This is a genomic window from Butyricimonas sp. BSD2780061689_150309_C8 (assembly GCF_015560935.1).
Lineage (GTDB): Bacteria > Bacteroidota > Bacteroidia > Bacteroidales > Marinifilaceae > Butyricimonas > Butyricimonas paravirosa.
This window is the reverse complement of the sequence record NZ_JADMSV010000007.1, coordinates 71,305-93,863: the sequence shown is the minus strand read 5'-3', so window position 1 is coordinate 93,863 and position 22,559 is coordinate 71,305. Positions and strand designations below refer to the sequence as shown.

Annotated in this window: 18 protein-coding genes and 1 tRNA gene; 12 read left to right on the top strand and 7 right to left on the bottom strand. The window is 42.6% G+C overall.

The window, feature by feature from the left end; genetic code table 11:
* Positions 1 to 8 precede the first annotated feature (8 nt).
* The 5 genes from I2I33_RS08315 to I2I33_RS08295 all read right to left on the bottom strand — a co-directional run bounded on the left by I2I33_RS08315 (position 9) and on the right by I2I33_RS08295 (position 5,490).
* A complete protein-coding gene (locus tag I2I33_RS08315; protein ID WP_162613741.1) occupies positions 9 to 1,166 on the bottom strand; it encodes a FecR domain-containing protein in 1,158 nt (385 codons plus the stop codon).
* A 76-nt stretch (positions 1,167 to 1,242) separates the two neighbouring features.
* Positions 1,243 to 1,812, bottom strand: a complete 570-nt coding sequence (locus I2I33_RS08310; RefSeq protein ID WP_229128236.1) for an RNA polymerase sigma factor — start codon at positions 1,810 to 1,812, stop codon at positions 1,243 to 1,245.
* A 119-nt stretch (positions 1,813 to 1,931) separates the two neighbouring features.
* Positions 1,932 to 3,212 carry a cysteate synthase gene (locus I2I33_RS08305; RefSeq protein ID WP_087420670.1) on the bottom strand — a complete coding sequence of 427 codons (1,281 nt, stop codon included), beginning with the start codon at positions 3,210 to 3,212 and terminating at the stop codon, positions 1,932 to 1,934.
* A 183-nt stretch (positions 3,213 to 3,395) separates the two neighbouring features.
* A complete protein-coding gene (locus I2I33_RS08300; RefSeq protein ID WP_087420533.1) occupies positions 3,396 to 4,493 on the bottom strand; it encodes a hypothetical protein in 1,098 nt (365 codons plus the stop codon).
* Positions 4,494 to 5,109: 616 nt separating this feature from the next.
* Positions 5,110 to 5,490, bottom strand: a complete 381-nt coding sequence (locus I2I33_RS08295) for an ASCH domain-containing protein (RefSeq protein ID WP_087420535.1) — start codon at positions 5,488 to 5,490, stop codon at positions 5,110 to 5,112.
* 816 nt (positions 5,491 to 6,306) lie between these two features.
* Between I2I33_RS08295 and I2I33_RS08290 the strand changes: the two genes are divergently transcribed.
* The 3 genes from I2I33_RS08290 to I2I33_RS08280 all read left to right on the top strand — a co-directional run bounded on the left by I2I33_RS08290 (position 6,307) and on the right by I2I33_RS08280 (position 9,127).
* The gene (locus I2I33_RS08290; RefSeq protein ID WP_195666788.1) at positions 6,307 to 7,305 is read left to right on the top strand and encodes an IS110 family transposase; all 999 of its coding nucleotides are present in this window, start codon (positions 6,307 to 6,309) and stop codon (positions 7,303 to 7,305) included.
* A gap of 508 nt (positions 7,306 to 7,813) precedes the next feature.
* Positions 7,814 to 8,449: a hypothetical protein gene (locus tag I2I33_RS08285; protein WP_087420537.1), complete on the top strand. Its 636-nt coding sequence runs from the start codon at positions 7,814 to 7,816 to the stop codon at positions 8,447 to 8,449.
* A 27-nt stretch (positions 8,450 to 8,476) separates the two neighbouring features.
* A complete protein-coding gene (locus I2I33_RS08280) occupies positions 8,477 to 9,127 on the top strand; it encodes a hypothetical protein (RefSeq protein ID WP_087420538.1) in 651 nt (216 codons plus the stop codon).
* Between the two features lie 253 nt (positions 9,128 to 9,380).
* On the opposite strand, the gene I2I33_RS08275 is transcribed toward I2I33_RS08280, so the two are convergent.
* A complete protein-coding gene (locus I2I33_RS08275; protein ID WP_343210770.1) occupies positions 9,381 to 10,520 on the bottom strand; it encodes a site-specific integrase in 1,140 nt (379 codons plus the stop codon).
* Positions 10,521 to 10,857: 337 nt separating this feature from the next.
* Positions 10,858 to 10,930, bottom strand: a tRNA-Arg gene (locus I2I33_RS08270).
* Between the two features lie 186 nt (positions 10,931 to 11,116).
* Here I2I33_RS08270 and I2I33_RS08265 point away from each other — a divergent pair.
* From I2I33_RS08265 to I2I33_RS08225, 9 genes are all read left to right on the top strand, one after another.
* Complete coding sequence (locus I2I33_RS08265) at positions 11,117 to 11,905, top strand: M48 family metallopeptidase (RefSeq protein WP_087420541.1); 789 nt, start codon at positions 11,117 to 11,119, stop codon at positions 11,903 to 11,905.
* 280 nt (positions 11,906 to 12,185) lie between these two features.
* Complete coding sequence (locus I2I33_RS08260; protein WP_087420542.1) at positions 12,186 to 14,957, top strand: TonB-dependent receptor; 2,772 nt, start codon at positions 12,186 to 12,188, stop codon at positions 14,955 to 14,957.
* A gap of 18 nt (positions 14,958 to 14,975) precedes the next feature.
* A complete protein-coding gene (locus tag I2I33_RS08255) occupies positions 14,976 to 16,175 on the top strand; it encodes a DUF4876 domain-containing protein (protein WP_162613742.1) in 1,200 nt (399 codons plus the stop codon).
* 24 nt (positions 16,176 to 16,199) lie between these two features.
* Positions 16,200 to 17,399, top strand: coding sequence for a DUF4876 domain-containing protein (locus I2I33_RS08250; RefSeq protein WP_204247530.1), 1,200 nt, complete (start codon positions 16,200 to 16,202; stop codon positions 17,397 to 17,399).
* Between the two features lie 19 nt (positions 17,400 to 17,418).
* The gene (locus tag I2I33_RS08245; RefSeq protein WP_087420544.1) at positions 17,419 to 18,939 is read left to right on the top strand and encodes a DUF6850 family outer membrane beta-barrel protein; all 1,521 of its coding nucleotides are present in this window, start codon (positions 17,419 to 17,421) and stop codon (positions 18,937 to 18,939) included.
* A gap of 19 nt (positions 18,940 to 18,958) precedes the next feature.
* A complete protein-coding gene (locus tag I2I33_RS08240; protein WP_087420545.1) occupies positions 18,959 to 19,843 on the top strand; it encodes an ABC transporter ATP-binding protein in 885 nt (294 codons plus the stop codon).
* 20 nt (positions 19,844 to 19,863) lie between these two features.
* Positions 19,864 to 20,532 carry a hypothetical protein gene (locus I2I33_RS08235; RefSeq protein WP_087420546.1) on the top strand — a complete coding sequence of 223 codons (669 nt, stop codon included), beginning with the start codon at positions 19,864 to 19,866 and terminating at the stop codon, positions 20,530 to 20,532.
* Between the two features lie 20 nt (positions 20,533 to 20,552).
* Positions 20,553 to 21,755, top strand: coding sequence for a DUF4857 domain-containing protein (locus tag I2I33_RS08230; protein WP_087420547.1), 1,203 nt, complete (start codon positions 20,553 to 20,555; stop codon positions 21,753 to 21,755).
* Between the two features lie 20 nt (positions 21,756 to 21,775).
* Positions 21,776 to 22,321, top strand: a complete 546-nt coding sequence (locus I2I33_RS08225) for a hypothetical protein (RefSeq protein WP_087420548.1) — start codon at positions 21,776 to 21,778, stop codon at positions 22,319 to 22,321.
* Positions 22,322 to 22,559: the final 238 nt, after the last annotated feature.

Here is a 22,559-nt window from a genome sequence, read left to right as displayed (position 1 = left end):
TCCTTATTTTATTGACTCACGTAAATTGTTTTTTCAGCATAAGTGAAATGAATCCCTTTCGTTGTTTGGAGATATTCCAGAATTGTATGTACTTCCGCATACCGGTTAGAATGAAGATAAAAGCGGACATCTTTCAGTGAGGGCTGAGTGTATACCACCTTAAAATCATACCAACGGGATAATTGCCGGAAAATATCTTCCAAACGTTCGTTATTCGCGATAATTTTACCTTCTTTCCAAGCGAGGGCAGCTTGTACGTCGGTTTGTTTCGTTTCTAACTTTCCGGTAACACGGTCGAATATCGATTGACGTGAGGGCGTCAACGTGACATCCTTACCTACTTCCGGAAATTCCTGTCTGATTTTCCCGGACACGAGAGTGGTAATAACCGTGCTTTCGTCATCATAAGCCTTTATATTAAAACTCGTCCCAAGTACGCGCAAATCCATGGACCTCGTGTTCACGATAAAAGGGGCATTCCCATCATGTTCCACTTCGAAATAAGCCTCCCCTTCCAAATAAACCCGTCGTTCACCATTCGAAAAAGTTTCAGGATATTTCAACGAACTCCCCGCATTCAACCACACCCGACTCCCATCTGCCAAGACGAGGTTAAACTCACATCCCCGGGGAATAACGAGAGTATTGTATTCCACCTGCCCTACCATCGAATCCGATTTTGCCACGTATTCCAATCTCCCCGAATCAGCCAATTGAATATCAACCCTCCGGGAGGAACGAATAATCTCCATGTTTCGAGAGGAAATCGGGATCTCTTCTCCATCAGCCAATTTTAGGATCGGTACATTGGTCAAGGGAACAGAAACGGTAGCCAAAGTGGCAGGTTCCACCGACCGGTATTTCCAATTCCAAACCATTACCCCGGACACCAGTATCACGGCAATCACGGCAGCATACCTTACAATTCCTATCTTCAAGCGATAACGACGCACCCGGTCTACCACCTGTTTTCGAGCGACCTCGTCATCTATATATTCCCACCGCTTTGCCCAACGGATCAAATCATACTGTTTCACCCTCTCCTTAAAAATTTGTTGAGCCTCCACGTCACCGACAAGCCACTCATTGAACTCCCGTTCTTCCTTCTCGCCTAATTCTCCCGAAAGATACTCCCGGATTCGTGTCTCTTTTTCATTCTTATCCATCATCTCGTATTTGTATTCATATTTTATAAGACAAACACGAGAATTAAAAAATGGGTGAATAACTTTCGAGAGTTTTTTAAAAATTATTTTTCTCCAAAATGAAAAATAGCAAAAGGGCATCGGAAAATTGCTGGCGTAATTGTTTCAAACCACCACTCAATAAAGTCTTCACGGTATTCACGGACACTCCCAATTCCTCAGCCGTCTCCTTGTATTTTTTCCCTTCAACGACAACAGACATTACCACCATTCGAGTCTTCCGCGGCAATTCCTCGATCGCTTTCCGAATAGCCTCGATCAATTCCAGAGAAACAGTCATCGCCTCTTCCTCCACGGCATCATACCGCAATAATTCCGCTTGTGCAAATTCCCTCTGATCCCGAATCTTGTTCAAACAAGCGTTTTTCACGCAACGGAACAGATAAGTACTCAAGGCTTCCGGAGACAACTGTCGATAAACATTATTCTTGATAAAATGGTAAAACACCTCCTGTACAATATCTTCCGGGAAAGTGCAATCATTAAGCATTGACCCGGAGAATAACACCAACGGCTTATAATAACGTTGGAAGAGTAATTTTCCCCCCTCGTTCATATCCTTTTGAAAAGCTGTTAATATCTCCAAATCCGGCACACCCATTTTCATCCAAATTTCCATTTATCAAGACAAACATAATGAAAAATCGAATCTTTTCACGCTGATTCAATAAAAAAATCATAACGAAAAACCCCGTGACCAAAGTCACGGGGTTTTTATAGCGTTTGTTATTCTCCGATCAACTCTCTCACCTTCGCCTTCACCATCTCCGGGTCCGGGTTTACCGGGAATACCAGATCAGGTTTCTGCATCACCGGGTTAAACTCTTTCTTGTAACGAGCCACACCGCCACCCGTGATATTCAACATGATCACGGCATCCTCCTCCACTCGCTGTTCTTTAACAGCTTGCATCAACGAGGCCAAGGCAACCCCTGCCGCCGGTTCTATATCAATTCCTTCCAATTTTTCGAATAACTTCTGTGCTTCCATCGCCTCCTCGTTCGTCACCAACAACATATCGCCACCCGTTGCCACTAGCGCATCATACAATCCGCCTTTCAAAGAATACGGCGGCTTACGATTAGACAACACCTTGGCACACATCTCTTTCACCTGTTCCCGGGCAACATCCTCGTCCAAAGGCAACAAGGCACGAGAACCTGCCTTCCACGCATCGTACATCAACGAGAAAGGAGCATTTTGTGAAACCATCAATTTCATCAAATGCGAACCGAAACGCCCGTCAGCAACAAAACGTTTGTTTGCCTCCCAAGCGGCAATAGCCCCGGTTCCGCTCCCCACAGCCTGGAAATAGTAATCCGGGATACGCCCGATCTTCTCCACGGCTGACAACACCGTTGTTCCCATCCCATCACGACGAGCCACGTTCTTGGCCCCTCCCTCCGGGTAGAAAAACTCCATCTCGCATATAATATTAGAAAGATGAATCGCATCAAAATAATCACACCCGGAAGCCGAGCAAACCAGTTTCACGCAATCATTCCACGGCCCATCCGCCCAAATTGCCTCCAAATTATCTTCCGGAATACATAACAACAACGGGATATGATTCTCCGAACACACACGTCCGAAAGCCCGCGCCGTGTTACCGGCAGAAGCCACCACCATGATCTTGTCATTGAAAGCATTCGTCCGCGCACACACGGTAAACGCCTCACATTCCTTGAACGACCCGGTTTTCATCATGGCATTCCGTTCCGGCCAATAGCCATTAAACGTGATGTACAAATTAGACAGCCCTAAATATTCAGCCAGCCCCTCGCTCTTGTAAGTCACGGGAGCACCGGAACCTTCCAGCGTCCGGCAAATAGGCATCCAGTTAGCATACCTGTAAATACCGGGCAGATCATTTCTCACTTCGAATTGACGTTTTGCATAATTTGCATAGATCAAAGCCGCACCATCCTTATGGGGACATTCCAACTCCCACTCTTTATCCTCAAAAGTAGTCCCGCAACATGCTGACTCTAAATGATAACTTGTCATAAATTCTTTCCTTGAATTGTACATTTCTTTATATGTACAAAAATAAAGTATTCAGACCTACCATAATAGAGTATAAATACCACTTTTAAGATAAAAGTAAAAAAATAAAAGATAAAAGTTACAAGTATCTCCCAATCTCCCGCTCTTCTCAACTTTTATCTTTTAACTTTTAGTTTTTATCTTTTAGTTTTTAGTTTTCTCCTTCACGTATTCCGGCACAGTCAGTCTCATGATGTCCCGCTCAGAGATCCGGCTCCCGAAGAAATTACGATAACGCTCCGCCTCGGCCTCCACGTTCGGAGTATTCGGATAGAGAACAACTTGTATCTCCGCGTCGGGACGAATCATGCGAGCCAACAACTGCCTAATCTCGAAATCGGCAGCAGGTAAAGAATAACCGATAAACACGATTCTTGTCGCCTCCGACAGCTCGATCGCCGCATTCTGCCATACCAGCTTGATCTGGATATTACTCAAGTTCTTTAAATAAGTCGGTAGCAACAAATTACTCTGCAACTTGATCGAGTTAATCTCCGACATCCCATAATTTTTCCGGCAATGCCGACAATAGGCAGCCTTCATGATCTCGATCTCCTCGCCGAATCGCACATACATACGCTGGCACATGGGACATTGAAACCAGTTCATCGACCCGTGTAACTTCAACAACTTAATATTATATCCCCCATACCCCACGGCAAGCAATCCCGGCTTGATTGTGTCATCATTCGCCTCCCAAGAACTCACGTAGCAACAATAATCCACCACGCTCAATTTTTCCGGATGCCCGTTTTCGATGGCCCGTTTCAAGGCATGGTCGAACATCACGTCCCAGTTCGTCGTGATCACCGACACCCGGTCCACCCCATCCTCCATGCGCCGCCGGGCAACTTGATTAATATATTCGGCAAACTCGTCGATATAATCACAACAAGCCCTATTCTTCTGAAAACTGTAATTTACCGCCGCCCCCATCAGCGCGTTAAACTCCTCCCGCAGTTCCACCAACCCCCGCGCACTATACCGCCCGATAGAAAGCCCGTCCCAGACACAACGATCAATCGGCGTGAAAATATCTTCCAACTGCACGTTACAATAATGATCCTCGTAAATATGCAATTCCTCCTTCAAGAACCCGATAAAATTATCTTTGGCCTTGATCAGACGCTCGTTTCCCCGCGTAAAATCTTCATCCAAAATAGTCTTGATAATCTCGTTCTGGACCAATCCCCCGGCCTCCTTAGAAAAACCCGACCCCAAAAAATAAACCGTCTTCTCCATTTATCGCATTTTGTTTTTACATCTTCACAAAAATAACATTTATCAGTTTCAAAAATATGACATCCCGGTTTAATTTCTTTTCTTTTTATAAACATGGGAAACATGGGATTTTACAGGGATTCTCTACCCTTAGCCATGAGAATTACCCGGCTATGGCATGACTGTTAGGCGACAATTAGGCGCTCTCGCCGCCTTGTCGCCGCCTTATCGCCCGATGCTCACCGCCATTTTAACAAACTATAAATGAAAATTACATCGACTATACTTTCATGCTACTAGGCAACAAGGAAACTACGGGCAAACAAGAATATATTTTCACCCATGTATAACCCGGTAATATCCCCTAATTTAGGTATACATTACCCATTCGAGACCAAACTCACGAATTTCGTGATCAAAGCTTTAGAACATATTGTTGATTACACATATCAAACACAAGTAATTGATATACATATCATTATTGCCAAGGAGTATTTTATTCTCCCCGGATTTACAATACACGGAGAAATCTTATAATTTTGAATTTGAGTATTCCTCAAAACAGTGCTAGGCGCTCCTGCCGAGATATACACGAAATGTGTTTTAATGTTGGATGGTGGATTTGTATAGTTATCTATCAACGAGTTATTACCGTGAACCACTCACAAAGCAATTTTGTTTCTCCCGTAAGACTTTTTCCTATTTTCTCTAACATTAAAGAATAATATTCCGTATGTATTTTTTGCCAATTTTCTAGATTGCCATCACCTTCCGCTATGGCAAATTCTTCCGTGATATTTTGAAATTCAATAATTTCAATCTTAGTTATCTGTATGATGCATATTTCTCTATTTTGTGAATCTAGTATAGAAACATATTCGTTTTCTTTTATTGTATCTTTTAGGTTCATACAGTAATAATCATACAAGGAAGATGTTGCTATCTTTTCTTTTGTCAGGACTTTTTTTGCCAATTCATCGCTATCAGTTCCAAATTGTATTTTATGTTTTATTTCCATTCTTATTTTATTTACCTTGATTGGAAGCAAAGTTATAGAAATCTTCTGTTTTGCAGGTGCTTTTATTGTCGTTTATTAAAAAGAAAAAACCTTGCAAATCAGTCGATTTACAAGGTTTTCATTCTCTAGTGAACTCGGCGGGAGTCGAACTCATATTTTCAATATCCTGTAAATCTGCACGTAGCATTTTTCTAAAGAACTCGGTTACTTCTAAGTTACTCTTGTTAGCTTAAAAATTGTCATGATTTGGCAAACATTCTCTCATCACAAATATAGCGATTTTATTTAGAATCACGTGAAACTTGTTACATTATTTTTCACGAATCCACCGCTAACAAGTGTATGTCACGTTTAGAACGAAGGTTATTTTCTTTACCTGGATAAACACGGTTATCATGAATCGGAAAAGAATCAATAACTGATTTTGTATTATTCATGACTATTTTCATTTAAAGATTTACGACTTCGGAGTAAATGATCCCGGCTGTTAGCCGGGCAAGGTTTTTTGTCGGACAAATGAATGTTTGTCGGACAAAAACACACCTTGCCATTACTTTGCAGTAATGAAAGAGCAAGCTCTTCAACGTAAGTAGCCCCCACGGTGGGTTATCGTAATCATTAATATTATTATAAAATTATATTTAGAGAGTAGCTACGGGGTGAACATAACACCTTGCCAGGTTCACGACCTTTACATAGCATTTGTCCCTGTAAGCTACTTTTTTGTTGCACGGAACCAGTTAGGATTTTAGACTTTAGGTCTGTTAATGGCTTTAGTTGCAGGCAACTTATTATTAATTTAAAAATTAAGTACTCATGATGATTGAAAATTATGTTGGTATTGATGTTTCAAAATTGAGCTTTGATGTCTTTGTTAGAGAGAATAGTGCTCACAAACAGTTTAAAAATGAATCTGTTGGATTTGAGTTATTTACCCAGTGGTTAAAAAAACAAGTCGGTCATTCTTTGAATACAGTATTGATTTGTTTTGAACATACCGGGCTTTACTCGTTGCCATTAGCCATGTTCTTAGAAACAGGGCATATTCCCTTTGCTATGATTCCTGCTTTGGAAATCAAAAGGTCTTTGGGTATTACCAGAGGTAAAAATGACCTCGTTGATTCCAAGCGTATTGCCGAGTTTGCTTATCGCTTTAGTGACAAAATATCCACAACAAAGCTTCCAGCTGCTGACATCCGTAAAATTCATTCTCTATTAACTCTAAGAGACAGATTAATGACGAGTATGAAAGGATATACTGTATCTCGAAATGAAATGTTGAGAGTTATGCAAAAGGAGGATATCCCCGAGTTGTTTTCTTCCTATGAAAGTGCAATAACTTCTTTACAAGACGAAATTGGCAAATTGGAACAAGCAATAAAAGCCATCATCAAGGGAAATGAACAGCTACGGAGCACGTTCGAGTTGATCACAACCATTAAAGGCATCGGGTTTATCATTGCATCTTTTTTGATAGTGTACACCTATAATTTTACTCGTTTTGTTAACTGGAGGAAATTTGCATGTTATTCCGGCATCGCTCCGTTTGAGTATCAATCCGGAACGAGTGTGCACGGGAAAACACAAGTAAGTTCCATTGCCAACCAACAAGTTAAAAGAATGTTGCATTTGGCAGCTATGACAGCTATTCACTTTGATACGGAGTTGCGTGAATATTACATCAGAAGACAAGCAGACGGAAAATCTAAAATGGCTATTATCAATATAATAAGGAATAAATTGGTAGCCCGTGTTTTTGCCGTAGTAAAACGAGGAACTCCTTTTGTTGATATGAAAAGGTATGCTGTCCGATAATTTTGACATATAAAAACTCATCGGTCGGGGAACGCCCAAGCGGCAAGGGGCGAGACCACTCGTCCCGACGAGCGTAAAAGAAGTATTATACATACTTTCTAAATGAGTTGTAAATCCCTTATTACAAGGGGGTAATAGTCTTTTATGTTTATCAATCATCATTTTTTCTTCATTTTACTTGCATGTTAACTTAGGATGCTAATTGCTCGTGCAATTAAATACTCTCTCGTTACTTGAATTATTTTTCGGGAATCATTGAAAAAATTATTGATTCAATAATTCCCGAAAAATAACGAGTTGTTAAAAATTAATTGTACATTTGTAATGCTCAATATACCAAAGGCGGGGAAACCTGCCACTCCATGACAGGCATTTTTTATGCCTGTTATCTTGATACGGCGGTTTCGTACCCCCGTAGAGAGTGTTAATGCACCTCACACGCCTTTGGTGTTGAGCAGCGGGACAGGCGGAACCGTCTTTTTTTCTGCCTTCACTAATACAGCATATCATGGATGATTTGACTCGTGTGAACACCGTTGTTGAAGGGGATTATTCAAGGAAGAGTTATTGTATCGTTACAGGAGATCAGCTAATGTATGGTTTATCAAGACAACAACTTGAAAACCTGCAACGCAGGATTGAAGTATTCCGGGAGAAAGAAAAGGTAGCACGCAAGAGGATGAAAGAAACTCGCGGTGATTTTTGGTTTTCCATAGAAATGGACATGAATCTTGACGAGACGTGTGATGAACTGCAAACACGCTATTGTGTCTTTTCCTCTGCCGGGAAAATTCAATGTATCACTTACTCCCAAATAAAGGCTCTCTCCGATACCCTTCAAGCGTTTTTAAAGGATAACACGAGGCGGTTACGTCTTCAACATATTGATAATTCAACACGCGTACACGAGGAACGAGAAAATTTTCTGGTAAAGATCATGGAAGATGGATTAACGAACGAGCGCGAAAAATTAATTGATGATAACATCGATGTTTCAAAGAGTATCAATCATGGTTGCTGGGATGATAAGCCTACATTTTACTACACGCTATATATTAACGGACAGGGATCGGACAAATTATCTCCCCCCGAGTTTGAAAAATTTGAACAATTACTTGTTGATTTTTTACAGGAGAACAAGTGATTTTGTATAACAATAAAACGAATTACCATGATAAATGATAACATTTCCACTTCTGCCACGAGTCAAGATAAACCCGGACAGAGCTACTATTTAAAACTCGGGAGAAAAACGATTCACGGGTTATCTCACGAGGATTTGGAATCTCTTTATGACGCAATAGATGATTATTTTGATAGAGAAGATGAAATTCCCATGGCAAGCGAGGATTTATCTTCTGATTTGGGAGAATGTACCATGGTTCAGAAAACAACCACTTTTAATGACGGAATTTTTAGCACTGATTATAGCGCGGATGCCCTGTATGTAGAAATAGAAAGTACTCCTTCTTGGGTAATATTGGATTTGTTCGTGTCACTTCTTTCATTTTTGAATCAAGTAGAAAAAATGAATATACAATGCTCGATCCCGGGAGTGAAACCTAGAAAAATCAGACAGCCACGATCTAGAAAGAGCAATCTAGATGTTCTGTTACTAGAAGAGGATGACACTCAAAAGAAAAAAAACGTTATAAAAGATACACCGATGATTTTAAAAAGTGAAACACTGACAGAAATAACAGTGGCTCCCAAAATTGAATATGACGTACAAATTAACGATCAGGGTTTAGGCGGTTTGTCTCGCGATCAGGTAATGGAAATTCAAGGCGTGATCGGTCGTTTTTTAGAAAACGTGGAATAGCAAAACGCTATAAAATTCAGTTCTCGTACGCGGGTGGAGAAATTGTTAAAATGACGGGAAATAACTTTTCACAAGTTATTCTCGGGATTTTAATGATTTCGAGGGTAACCCGGGAAGTTTCGGAGCCCCTCGATCCGGCTCAAAAAATCTTCCCGGGTAGGTATTGCAAAAAGTATTCGTTTGCCGTGATCACTCGTGTATTATCATCCCGGATATTTTATTCAATAATTTGCAAAATAGCGAGTATCTCATCCTAAACGTGATCATTAAAAATATCAAGTTTCCCGCCAAGTTCTTGCATTTTCGCGCTAACAGTTTCTTTCAACACGTGAGCGTATATTTGTGTCGTTTGAATATTCGTGTGTCCTAACAGTTTTGAAACAACCTCGATCGGGATTCCCCGGTTTAGGGTTATTGTCGTGGCGAACGTGTGCCTTGCAGTGTGAAATGTTAGTTTTTTGCTTATCCCGCATAAATCTGCAATCTCTTTCAAGTAAGCGTTTATTTTCTGGTTACTCGGTATATTGAAAAGTCTTCCCTCCTTTCCCTCGCCTTTATACTTTTGAATGATTCTAGACGGGATAGTTAAAAGCGGGACATCCTCGCTCACGCCCGTCTTATTCCTGTTCGTGTTGATCCATTGTTTCCCGTCTAAAAATTTCACGACATCCGTTTCTTTTAAATCCTTAATATCCGCGTGTGAATAACCCGTGAAAACAGAAAAGATGTAGAAGTCTCGAACTCTTTCAAGTCTTTCAATCGTGAAAGTCTTCTCCATTAGCCGGATTATTTCGTCATCAGTTAGAATCTCCCGTCTTTTTTTCTCGAATTTAAATTTGAAATTAACGAAAGGATCGCTTGTCATTAACGAGTTCGCTCTCGCGTCGTTAATCACCGTTTTTAGGCGTTGCACGTATTTTAAAGCGTTGTTGTTTTCACTGTTGTACTTTTCACGTATAAAAAGATAGAATTTTTCCACGAGTGAATAATTGATTTCTTCGAGTGGTAAATCTGGCGTCCCGCACGTTTCTTTTATGAATATACAGGCACGATCTCGTGTTACACGATAACGTCCGAGTGTTCTCGCCGCCAGATCGATATTAACTCGTGATTCCATATCGACAAGAAATTTATCGAAGTGCTGTAAAAGTGTGGCTTGTTTCTTCTGTTCTACTTGACCTAGCACGCTACTTTTCAAGTAATCCACGCTAACGAATCCTTTTTCACGAGCGATCTCGTTATAATGTTGTAATATTTTACTTTTTAACGTGGTCAAGGTGTTGTTAATTTCATTGCTTTTCGCGGTACGTCCCTTGGCTTGTTGATTCTTTTGATCCCATGATTTTTCTTCAATTTTTAATCGCGTACTGAATTGTGTTCGACGCGAGTTTATTCAAATTCTCGTGAAGATCAACTTTTCGATTTCTTTAGACTCTTTTTTCAGGTAAAACAGAACTGTAAACGTGTTTCTCATAGCAACATAATTTGACTTAAATGTAATTTAATTATTTGTTAGAGAGAATTTTGCACGCTGCCAATTCGGGACATTTCTCTGCCAAAAGTAACCTAGTTACCGGGTAATAGATCGGGTTACTTTTAATTTACTTTGCCACGTGCTATATTGGCAAATTCAAGGTTTATCTTGTCGTTTTATTAAAAAGAAAAAACCTTGTATATCATGAGATTTACAAGGTTTGGCATTTTTTCATTGCCATTTTATGACATTTTCGTGAACTCGGCGGGAGTCGAACCCACAACCTCTTGGGCCGTAACCAAGTGCTCTATCCATTAAGCTACGAGTCCTTTTCATTTGAGCGATGCAAAGGTAATATAATTTTCTTCACTTGCTCACTTCTCGCGAGAATATTTTTAAATAATTCTTTCCTGTTGAAGATATAAGAGAAATGCTTACTTTTGCGCCATGTATTATAGAATCGGACGATAAATAAGGAAATATTTAATAATCAAACATTAAAATTCATTACAACGATGAGAAAACTATTCATGTGCGTATTGTTACTTGCCGGAACCTTAACTTTACAAGCGCAAATAAAAATCGGCAAAATGAAAATCGACACGAAAAAAGCTATTCAAGCCGGAAAGGACGCGGCCGGGGCGATCACTCTTTCCGACGAGGACATTGCTAACATGAGCCAGGAATACATACAATGGATGGACACACATAATAAAGTGGCGGCACCGGATAGTGAATTAGGAAAACGCTTGGCCAAGATCACGGCAAACTTCCCCAAAATTGAAGGACTGAAACTGAATTTTGCTATATATGAAGTTGTTGATGTTAACGCTTTTGCCTGCGGAGACGGGAGCATTCGTATCTTTGCCGGACTGATGGAATTAATGACTGACGACGAGGTGCTGGCTGTTATCGGTCATGAGATCGGACACGTGGTACACCAAGACACTAAACACGCCATGAAAAACGCCTATCTTCGCTCGGCCGCCAAGAACGTGGCAGGTGCGGTAAGTGAAACAGCGTCGAAATTGACCAATTCCCAACTGGGAGCGTTGGCAGAGGCTTTCATGGGGGCACAATTCTCACAAAAGCAAGAATTCGCCGCTGATGATTACGCTTTTGATTTCTGCCTTCAACAAAAGGTTGACCCCTACGCCATGTCAAAAGCATTGACAAAACTGGTAGAACTCTCCAATGCCGGGGGTGAAAAAGCCTCTCGCATACAACAGATGTTTTCTACCCACCCAGATAGCGAGGCTCGTGCAGCAAGATTAAAAGAAAGAGCCGATAAATTACAGAAATAAAATACCAGAAAGTCATTGGGTTTATAACCTTATAAACAAAAGAATGAGGGTGACTAAAAGTCCTGTTTGTATTTACAACTACCCCCTCCAGCTCCCCCTGAGTAAGGGGGAGTTAGTGGGGGTAGTTGTTTAAAATGGACTTGGGGGTCAGCCCCATTCTTTTTTTATCCCCATAAACGGGGACACCTCTCCCCCAAAAGCACCCCCAATATCCTTACTTTTGGTGATGGATTCATATTATCCTACCCTATAACTTTGCGTCGACAAAAAGAAGTAAGTGATGAAATGCAGATTTGGGATTATTGAGATTCTTTGTTTATTGGGTTATCTATCTATCGCGCTACCGATTCAAGCGCAAAGTCAAACACAATTTCACCTGCAAGGGAATATAAAAGACGCCAAGACGAACGAATTACTGGAATTCGCAACCGTATTATTAAAGAATGATTCCGTGCAACTTCACGCGATCAGTGATACGAAAGGAAGTTTCAGCATAAAAAACGTTCCAACCGGGACCTACTCTCTTAGCATCTCTTTTATCGGATATACCCCAATGCATCAATCCCTGTCCATCCACCGGGATACGACAATTGCAATCGCCTTGCAACCGGACAATATCACGCTAAAAGACATTATTGTCACCGCATCCGAATCCAGAGGCCTTACAACCTCTTCCAAGATTAACCGCAAGGCCATGGAACTCCTGCAACCATCAAGTTTCACGGATATACTGGCATTACTGCCGGGCGGAAGAACGAAAGATCCCGCCCTCGGTGGCGTAAACCAAGCCCGTTTGCGGGAAGTTGGTGTTTCCAGCGACGATTACGATATTTCATCCTTAGGTACCTCTTTTCTTGTCAACGGGGTTCCGATCAACACGGATGCCAACATGCAACACGTGCTGGGAGCTAGTCAAAGCGATCACGATTACTACCGGAACAGCACGGGCAAAGGGGTTGATATGCGTATGCTGTCAACTGATTTCATCGAAAGCGTGGAAGTGATCCGGGGAATTCCTTCCGTTGAATACGGTGAACTGACCAGCGGAGTAATCAAAATCCAACGAAAAGCGGGAGCCCATCCGTGGGAAGCCCGCGTAAAATCAGACCCAGAAAGTAAACTCGTGTACCTAGGTAAAGGATTCGCGACAAACAAAGGATGGATATTCAACTTCGGGTTCGATTACTTGGATGCAGAGATCGATCCCCGCAACAATCTGGAAAACTACAAACGTCTCTCCGCAACCACCCACGTGGCACGGGTGTGGAAAACAAACGCCCGGTCATTATCATGGGATTTGGACTTGGACTACGGGCAATCCATTGATGATGAGAAAAGCGATCCGGACATCAGCTACAAAAAGATAGACAAATACAAATCCAGCTATCACCGGATGTCCGTGTCAAACAGGCTGAACTGGGTATTCACCCAATCCCGGCACTGGCAATACGTCAACTTAACCGCCGCCGTGGACTACTCGCTCAACAAAATCAAACAGACTAAATTTATCTCGCTGGATAAAGATACCCCCATTCCCGACAACACGGAAGAAGGCGAACACGACGGGATTTTTCTCCCGTATCGCTATACGGCACATTTAAAAGTGGATGGCAAACCCATCAATGCTTACGTGAAGACGATGAGCGAATTTCACTTCGATCTTTTCAACACCACGAATAAATTGAAAGCGGGAGTTGAATGGCGAATGAGTAAAAACCTAGGGGAAGGTCAGGTGTACGACCTGACACGGCCTCTTTATCCCTCGACCTCCTATCGCCCCAGACCGTATGACGAGATTCCGGCAGATCACCTGTTATCGTTTTTCATCGAGGACCGGATTGATATTCCTATCGACCGGCATCGGCTGATCGTGGCCGGGGGTATACGTGCCTTCTCCCCGCTCAACTTGGACGCGGATTACCGGATGCAAGGTAAAATATACTTTGATCCCCGGGTAAACGCGCAATGGAAATTCCCGACCCTGTTTCTCTTCGACCGACAATTAAACATCCAACTTGTCGGCGGGATCGGCTGGCAAAGGAAAATGCCCGTGATGTCACAACTCTACCCGGAGAAGATCTATTACGACCTGACTCAATTGAACTATTATCACACGAACGCTGACTTCCGGCGTTTAAACATGATGACCTACATTATTGACCCGACGAATTACGATCTGGAACCCGCCCGTAACAAGAAATGGGAAGTACGTCTGGATTTCGATTATGACAAACACCTGTTCTCCGTGAATTATTTCTACGAGAAAATGACCGACGGTTTCAGAACGACCAATTACTACCGGTCTTTCCAGTATAAAAAATATGACGCCTCGACCATTGACCACACCTCGCTGCAGGGGCCACCGGAATTAAGTGACCTGACTTACGCGAACGACACGGTGATCAGCACGTACGGGAGAAACACGAACGGTAGCATGATTGTCAAAAAAGGAGTTGAGTTTCAATACTCGTCCAACCGCATCGAATCCATACACACCCGCCTCACGGTCACCGGGGCATGGTTCAAATCGACCTACCACAACAGCCAACCGGTATATAGGAAACCCAGCGTGATATTGAACGGGAAGGAATTAAAATACATCGGGTTATATCTGGACGACGACGGGTACATTCGGGAACAATTCAACACGAACTTCATGTTCGACACGTACCTGCAAAAGCTCGGACTGAATTTCGCCACCTCGGTACAATGCATGTGGTTTACCGCACAGGAAAGCATGAAAAAGAACGGGATACCGATCAAGTACGTGGACATCAAAGGTGAAGAACACGATTACACGGCAACCGACCAAACCGACATGGAACGCCAGCATCTGGTAGTGAACTATAACGAGGCCGCTTTCAAGCGGACAACGGTTCCCGTATCTATCAACATCAATTTCTCGGCGACCAAGTATTTCAATCAAAAGATAGGACTCTCCCTGTTCGTGAACAACATACTGGACTACAATCCCAGCTACGAGGCCAACGGGGCGAAAATCAGAAGGAAAGCAGTCCCCTATTTCGGCATGGAATTGAACATCAAATTATAACACCAATATATCATGAATATGAAAAACAATTTTATCATTTTCTGTTCGCTGATCGTGACGATCTTTAGCGTGCTGTCTTGTACGGACGATAACAAAACGGTTAACACAACCGAATTTACATTAAACACAACACTCCCGGAAGGATTCGAAGAACCCAGTATATCCAATATGGTCGTGAAGTTCACCAACGTGAATACCGGACGAGTGACAAATAACACGACGTTCGAGAATAATCAAATCCAAGTGACCCTTCCGGAAGGAATGTATCATATCAGCATGAAAGGTTTTATTCAATACAAGCGAGAGGGAGAAAGCCATGAAGGACTAATCCGGGGATATGAAGAATCGGTCAACATATCGGGAACGACCGCCTCTTTAGCAACCGAATTATTCATTAGCCAGACATCTTCCGACTTCATTATCGCCGAGATTTTTTACACGGGAACGGTGACGGAAGAAGGACAACAATACAATGGAGACAAATACGTTAAAATCTACAATAACACGGATAAGGTGCTGTACGCTGACGGATTATCTATTCTGGAATCAGAATTCCAAACCGTGGACAAACAAGACTACACGCCAGACATCATGAAAGAGGCTATGGCTGTAAGCGCGATTCTTACCATACCGGGTAATGGAACCGAACACCCGGTTAATCCCGGAGAATATATTATCATTGCAGATAACGGGATAAATCATCAAGCTCAAAACTCAAACTCCATAGATTTGAGTAAAGCGGATTTCGAAATCTTCTATGAAGATAGTGACGATATTGATAACCACGAAGTTCCCAACATACTGACCCCGTACGGCAAATTTGTATTCCACAATCGCGGTTTCAATAGTTACGCGATAGCTAGACTGGGAGATATCGAAAAGTTTTTACAAGACTATACTTATGATTACGAGTGGATGTTTGTCTTTGAAGAATACCAGATTCCCTGCGAGGAAAGTTGTTACAAAGTACCGAACGAAATGATTGTAGATGCTGTCAATTTAAGTGTCAAATCAGAATTCCAATGGATTGTAACCTCGCCCACGATAGATATGGGCTGGACCTACTGCGGGGTTATTGACGGAGATGAAAACCGATATGGAAAGAGCGTTCTCCGGAAAACCTTCACGACCACGGAAGACGGAAGGGAAATTCTGCAAGACACCAACAACTCAACCGAGGACTTTACCCCGGAAGCTACACCATCATTGAAGAAATAAACACTTTATAAAAACAAAAACAACATGGTCAACAAAATTTCTTACGTATTAGTATTTATGTTATTCATCTGTGCGGGATTTATTGCCTGCACGGATGATGACAAAGTAAAAATCACAGAGTTTACTTTAACACTCACGGAACCGGAAGACTTGAATGTAACAAGCATATCCGACCTGCACGTCACGTTCAAGAACGTGAACACCGGAAAACTGACAACAAACACGATGACCGGAACCACAGGGAAAATCACGCTCAACGAAGGCCTTTACAATATCACCGTGGAGGGGAAAATGAATTATATCGTTGACGAGAAAACCGTTGAAGGGCAAGTAAAAGGATATAAAGAATCCGTAAATCTTGTCGGAACAACAAGCGCTGATAATATTAAATTATTCCTTTTCAACTCGAAAGCGGATTTTGTTATTGAAGAGGTCTATTTCGCCGGAAGTACGACACTGGAAGGAAAACAATATTCCGGAGATCAATATTTTAAAATATATAACAATTCAGATTCTGTTTTATATGCTGACGGACTTGTGATCTTGGAATCAGAATTCACAACATCACGCCAGTACGACTACACACCAGACATCATGTCCCAAGCCATGACTGTTACACATATATATGCGGTACCCGGTAACGGGAAAGAATATCCCGTACAACCCGGAGAATCTATTCTGATTTGTGATAAAGCAATCGATCATACTATTGCAACACCGAATTCGTTTGACCTGAGAAATGCAAATTTTGAATGGTACAATGATAATGATCAGGATGTCGATAATCCGATGGTTCCTAATTTAGATATAATCTATTCTTCCACCCTAACTATATGGACCCTAAATAATCAAGGTCTAAAAGCATATGCCATCGCTCGTATGGGTGTAGACAAACAAACATATCTAAAAGATTATTTATACGAATGTTCCTATGTTAATTCCGGATATACCATGACAAGAAACTACTACAAGTTTCCCAACGAATGGATCATCGACGCAGTCAACATAAGTAACAAAGCACAATATGTTTGGAATGTCGTTGACCCATCTTTGGATATGGGATTCACCTACTGCGGGGAAGTCGCAAGCGACAAAAACCGATACAACAAAAGTGTCCGCCGGAAAGTACTTTCCACCACTCCTGACGGACGCAAGATACTGAAAGACACGAATAACTCCACGGAAGACTTTGAGGCCAAGGCCACTCCGTCTTTAAAACAATAATTATTAAACCGACAAAATCATGACTTTTCGTTTCATTCTGATTTTTAGTCTTCTTTTCCAGACCTTCGGAACATGGGCACAGGATAGTATTCCGGCAAACACCCGCGCACGGCTTTACTTCTCCCCGACTGAGAGTTTCGTGTCGCAAATCTATGATAACCCGGCTATAAATTACTATGCTCACACGTTCTCCATATCGGAACTACAAATCGGTTGGGAACAACAGAATGCAAACAAGGCATTTTTGCCCCAATTAGGCTCGGAAGTTAGTAATTTTTCCTTCCACGCATTTTCTTATATGCCATTAGGAAAAAACAGCAAGACATGGGGAAACGCCTATTTTAAAAAAGGGAAAAGGGAAAAAGTAGAATGGAACGAAACGTCCGATTATTTAATGGTATATCCTTACGTGGTCGCAGACTCGGTTGGTGGGGACATGGACTTTGAAGAATATTATTTTGCCGGGGGATACGCGCAGGAACATAAACGTTTCACTTGGGGGATATATGCCAATTACCGGGCCCTTATCGGGTACCGGAAGATCGATCCCCGCCCCAGAAACATCGTCTCGGACCTGAAAGCCTCCATCGGCATGTCGGCCAAGTTGAACAAGCTATACTCCATGGGAATCGCCTTCCATGCCGGAAAATACAAGCAAACCAACGACGTGAAGTTTTATAGTGAACTGGGTTCCGCCATTACCTATAATCTCAGCGGTCTGGGCATGGACTACGTCCGGTTTCGCAGAGGGGCCACTTCCCTCTTCTACGACGGTCATCGCTACGGGGCAAGCATTGAAATTTTCCCCCGCAACAAACAAGGTTTCGCCGGCTCCTTCGGGTATGAAAGATTCTCTTTCGAGAAGATTATTTCAGACCTGAACGACCTGCCCTTGAACACGTTGAATCAGGACGAGATGAAAGCCGAAATCGCTTACACTTCTTTCCGGAACAAGCACCAGTGGGGAGTCCGGACACGGGCAACCTACCAAGATCGTCAAGGGATTGAATCTCTTATCGGAAGTGCCACAACCAACGTGTACGAAAAAACGGGCGAGGCCGAACAGTTATCCGTGAAAAAAGCAGATATTTCCGTTTCGGGAGTATACGGGCAAACCAAGGGAGACCGTTTTACATGGTACCTGTCACCAAGAGCCGGGTTCAACTCGTTCAAGATGGAATATCTTGACCCTGCCCGCCTCATGAAAGTAAACTATTTATCCGGTGGGATGAACTTCTTTGCCGCAACCGGCTACAAAAAGCACTCTTTCCAGTTCGTTCTGGACGGGGTGTATCGTAAGAATTCAACCGCCGATTTGCAGCTCACGGAAATCGACCAAGAGCAAATCGCCCTAGCCGCGGTTTACAAGGCTTACGACAATCTCTCCACGGACAACTGGACCACGAATATAGAACTCCGCTGGAATTATTCCCTGCCTAAAAACAGGGGTATCTTTATCAAATTAAACTGGCAACATGACTCCTGCCAAAACGACTTGCACCGGGAAACCCTGCAAGCACATTGCGGCATTGTTTTTTAAACCATAATATCTTTTATACATGGAAAAAGTAATCGAGTGTAAAAATATAACGCACTATTACGGAGAAAAATTAATTTACGAGAACCTGAACTTCGAAGTAGAAAAAGGTAAAGTACTCGGGTTACTCGGAAAAAACGGAACGGGAAAAACCACCATCATCAACATATTGAACGGTTATTTAAAACCCCGTTCCGGAGAGTGTTACCTTCTCGGCGAGAACATGAATCACCTCACTCCCGCCACGAAAGCCAAGATCGGCTTATTACTGGAAGGTCACGTGCAACACACCTATTTCACGATCGAGCAAATCGAAAAGTATTACCGGGCCTTTTTCCCGAACTGGAAACGAGATGCGTTCTACGGTTTGATGGAAAAACTAAAAGTTGTTCCTCATCAGAAAATCAATCATATGTCATGCGGTCAGCGTTCTCAAGTCGCCCTTGGGTTACTATTTGCCCAAGACCCGGAATTGCTGATCCTAGACGATTTCTCCATGGGACTGGACCCCGGCTATCGCCGTCTGTTCGTGGAATACTTGCGAGATTTTGCCGCCGGAGGGGATAAAACGATATTCCTGACCTCCCACATCATCCAAGACATGGAATTGCTGATTGACGATTGTATGATTCTGGATTACGGACGCCTGTTGATTCACAAACCGACCCGGGAAATCATGGAAAACTTCCACCGTTTCCGTTTCTCCTTGAACGAAGGTCAAGTTCCCACGGAACATGAAAAACTATGGAACATCGAAAAAAATAACGGTCAATGGATTACCTACTCTTTCGAACCACTCGAAACCGTCCGGCAATTATTGGAATCAAAAGGTGTACAAGTGGCAGATTTAAAGGAGGAAACTTTATCCCTTGAAGACGCTTTTATCGGGTTAACCGGAAAATATTAATCAAAAACAACACTAAAACGATGAACAAAGCACTACTATTCAAAGAATGGATTAAAACCCGTTGGATGTTTCTCCTGATGTTCGTGGTATTTATCCTCGCCATGGGCTACATTGCACTTCGCATTTCAAGTGCCGCCCGTAACGTGGGAATGCCACACTTGTGGGAGGTATTTATCCTGAAAAACGTGGTTTTGCTGGACCAGATAAAAGTCTTACCGCTACTCGCCGGAATCATCATGGGAATTACCCAGTTTATTCCGGAAATGACGAAGAAACGTTTCAAACTGACACTGCATCTCCCGCTTGGAGAGAACCGGATCGTATTCCTGATGCTAAGTTACGGGATGGCGTGCCTGTCACTCCTTTTCACGGTCAGCTATGGTGGTTTCCTGTGGGGACTATCCGCGAATTTCCCGAGAGAAGTGGTCGGTGCATGGTTCGCCACGATACTCCCGCAAGTATTATGCGGTTTCGCATCCTATCTACTTACGGCGTGGATTATTCTGGAACCCGTGTGGAGCCAGCGAATCTATAATGCCGTGATCGGGTTATTGATCCTATCATTATTCATGGTACAAGGCGTACCGGGTAGCTACATTTACATGCTCCCCTTCCTGTTCGGGACACTCGTACTTTTAGCCCTTTATCCCAAAATCTCCATTCGTCACTTTAAAGAAGGAATGCAGTAATATCATTAAATTTCAAGCAGATGAAAATAAAGATTTTATATATCGGATTATCCATTTTCCTATTATCATGGATTATCCCGTCACTCGTTCAATTAACCATGGATTCCTCTCCCCGGTACCCGTTCACCTATTACAGTTCTGTCATTAACCAATTCTGTTATTTGGATCAGGACAATGATAACGTGAGAGGAAAAGACATGAGCGGGAAAGTTTACTCGGACGCGGAATTCGACCGGGTGTTACCCATGTTCTACTATCGTCAGTTAGCCATGGAAAACGCCATCCCGGATTCCATCCAAGGAGTCCCGGTTGACCGGCAAACCATAGCTCGGAATAACTTTTTCTTCTGGTACAAACCCAAAGATAAAAATACCCCGGTCATAGAACTCTACCCCATGTTCGAATCCTGTTCGGGAAAAGTAGACCTTGAAAACCCCAGCGATATGTTCCGACTGAAAGAGAACATCGAATTCATCGACATGGCCACAAACCGGGTAGACGAACAGAAATCCGCCCGTTTCCAGCAAGCAATGGAGAAGGCCGATTTCACGTTCCCCGCACTGTGGGTCACCGGGATTCCCACGAGCCAGAAATCATACGATGAAGGCTATTTCGCTCTGGATAGCAAGGGACATCTTTTCCATATAAAAATGACAAACGGGAAACCTTTTGTCAAGGACACGAAGGCAAGTAACATCTCCTGTATGTTCCCGATGGAAATTGACAATCGGAGCCTGTATGGATTCCTGTTCGACACGAATCACACGCTTTACTATCTTTCCACGGACGGGTACCGGCTCGTGAAGGTGTTGGAAGACGTGAATCCCGATAAAGACCGGGTTTCCATCATGGCCAATATGTTCTACTGGACGGTAGCCAAGATTTCTTCGGACGGGGAACATACCTACGCCTTGGAGAATAAAAGTATGCGTCAAGTGGACAGCCTGTTCCGCCCGGCACCGGAATCCACGTGGGACAAAACACTACCTTACTTGTTCCCGTTCACGGTGACCTTTCAAGATAGCACGAACAGTTACATCTATCCCCGGATTTCGGGTTATTATTTCCCATCTCTTCTGTTGAATATTATACTGACAATAGTTACTTTTGTCGTGTATCGTAAAGAAAAATCATACGGGAAATACCTTGCCGGAATTATCACGTTATTCACGGGATTTGCCGGATTTATTACCGTATGCCTTTTTGCCAGAATAAGAAAATAACATTAAATAAATATATCGTCATGAAAAGAAGTACATTCATTTTTATTATTGCTTGTATCGCAACTCTTTCCATCGTGGGATGCAAAAACACGAACAAGAAAACACAGCAGGAGAATACCACTGAAATATCCTTGGCCTCCAAAACCTTGGACGTTAACGGTCTTCTGAACGTGGCCGAAGAACAACTGAATGATACGGTCATTCTGAAAGGTGTCGTGAAACACACTTGCTCTCACTCCGGACGTCGCTGTTTTATCGCGGACTCCACGGGTAAATTTACAATCCGTGTTGAAGCTGGCGGTAACATACAATCTTTCAACAAAGAGCTGGTTAACTCCGAAATCGTCGTGACCGGGGTGTTACAGGAACAACGCTTATCACAGGAATACATCGACAACTGGGAAAAAGAAGTTGCAGAAGAAGAGGCTAAAGGAGACAAGGATGCCGACCACTGCGACTCTGAAAAAAACAGTATTCAACAAATGCGGGAATGGATGAAAAACCATAATAAAAACTTCTATTCTATCTACTATGTAAACGGTATCGATTACGAGATGGTAAAATAGGAGCCAATTACCCTTAATTACAAAGTTTTTATTCTTAAAGTGGCTGTCCAAAAGTCCTGCCTGTATTTGACAACTACCCCCTCCAACTCCCCCTTACACAGGGGGAGAGCTGATTACCAAGCGGTTTCTCCCCCTGTGTAAGGGGGAGTTAGTGGGGGTAGTTGTTTAAAATTGACTTTTGGGATAGCCACTTTTCATTTTAAAAACTAGCGTCATATCCAACAATTTAATACCTTTG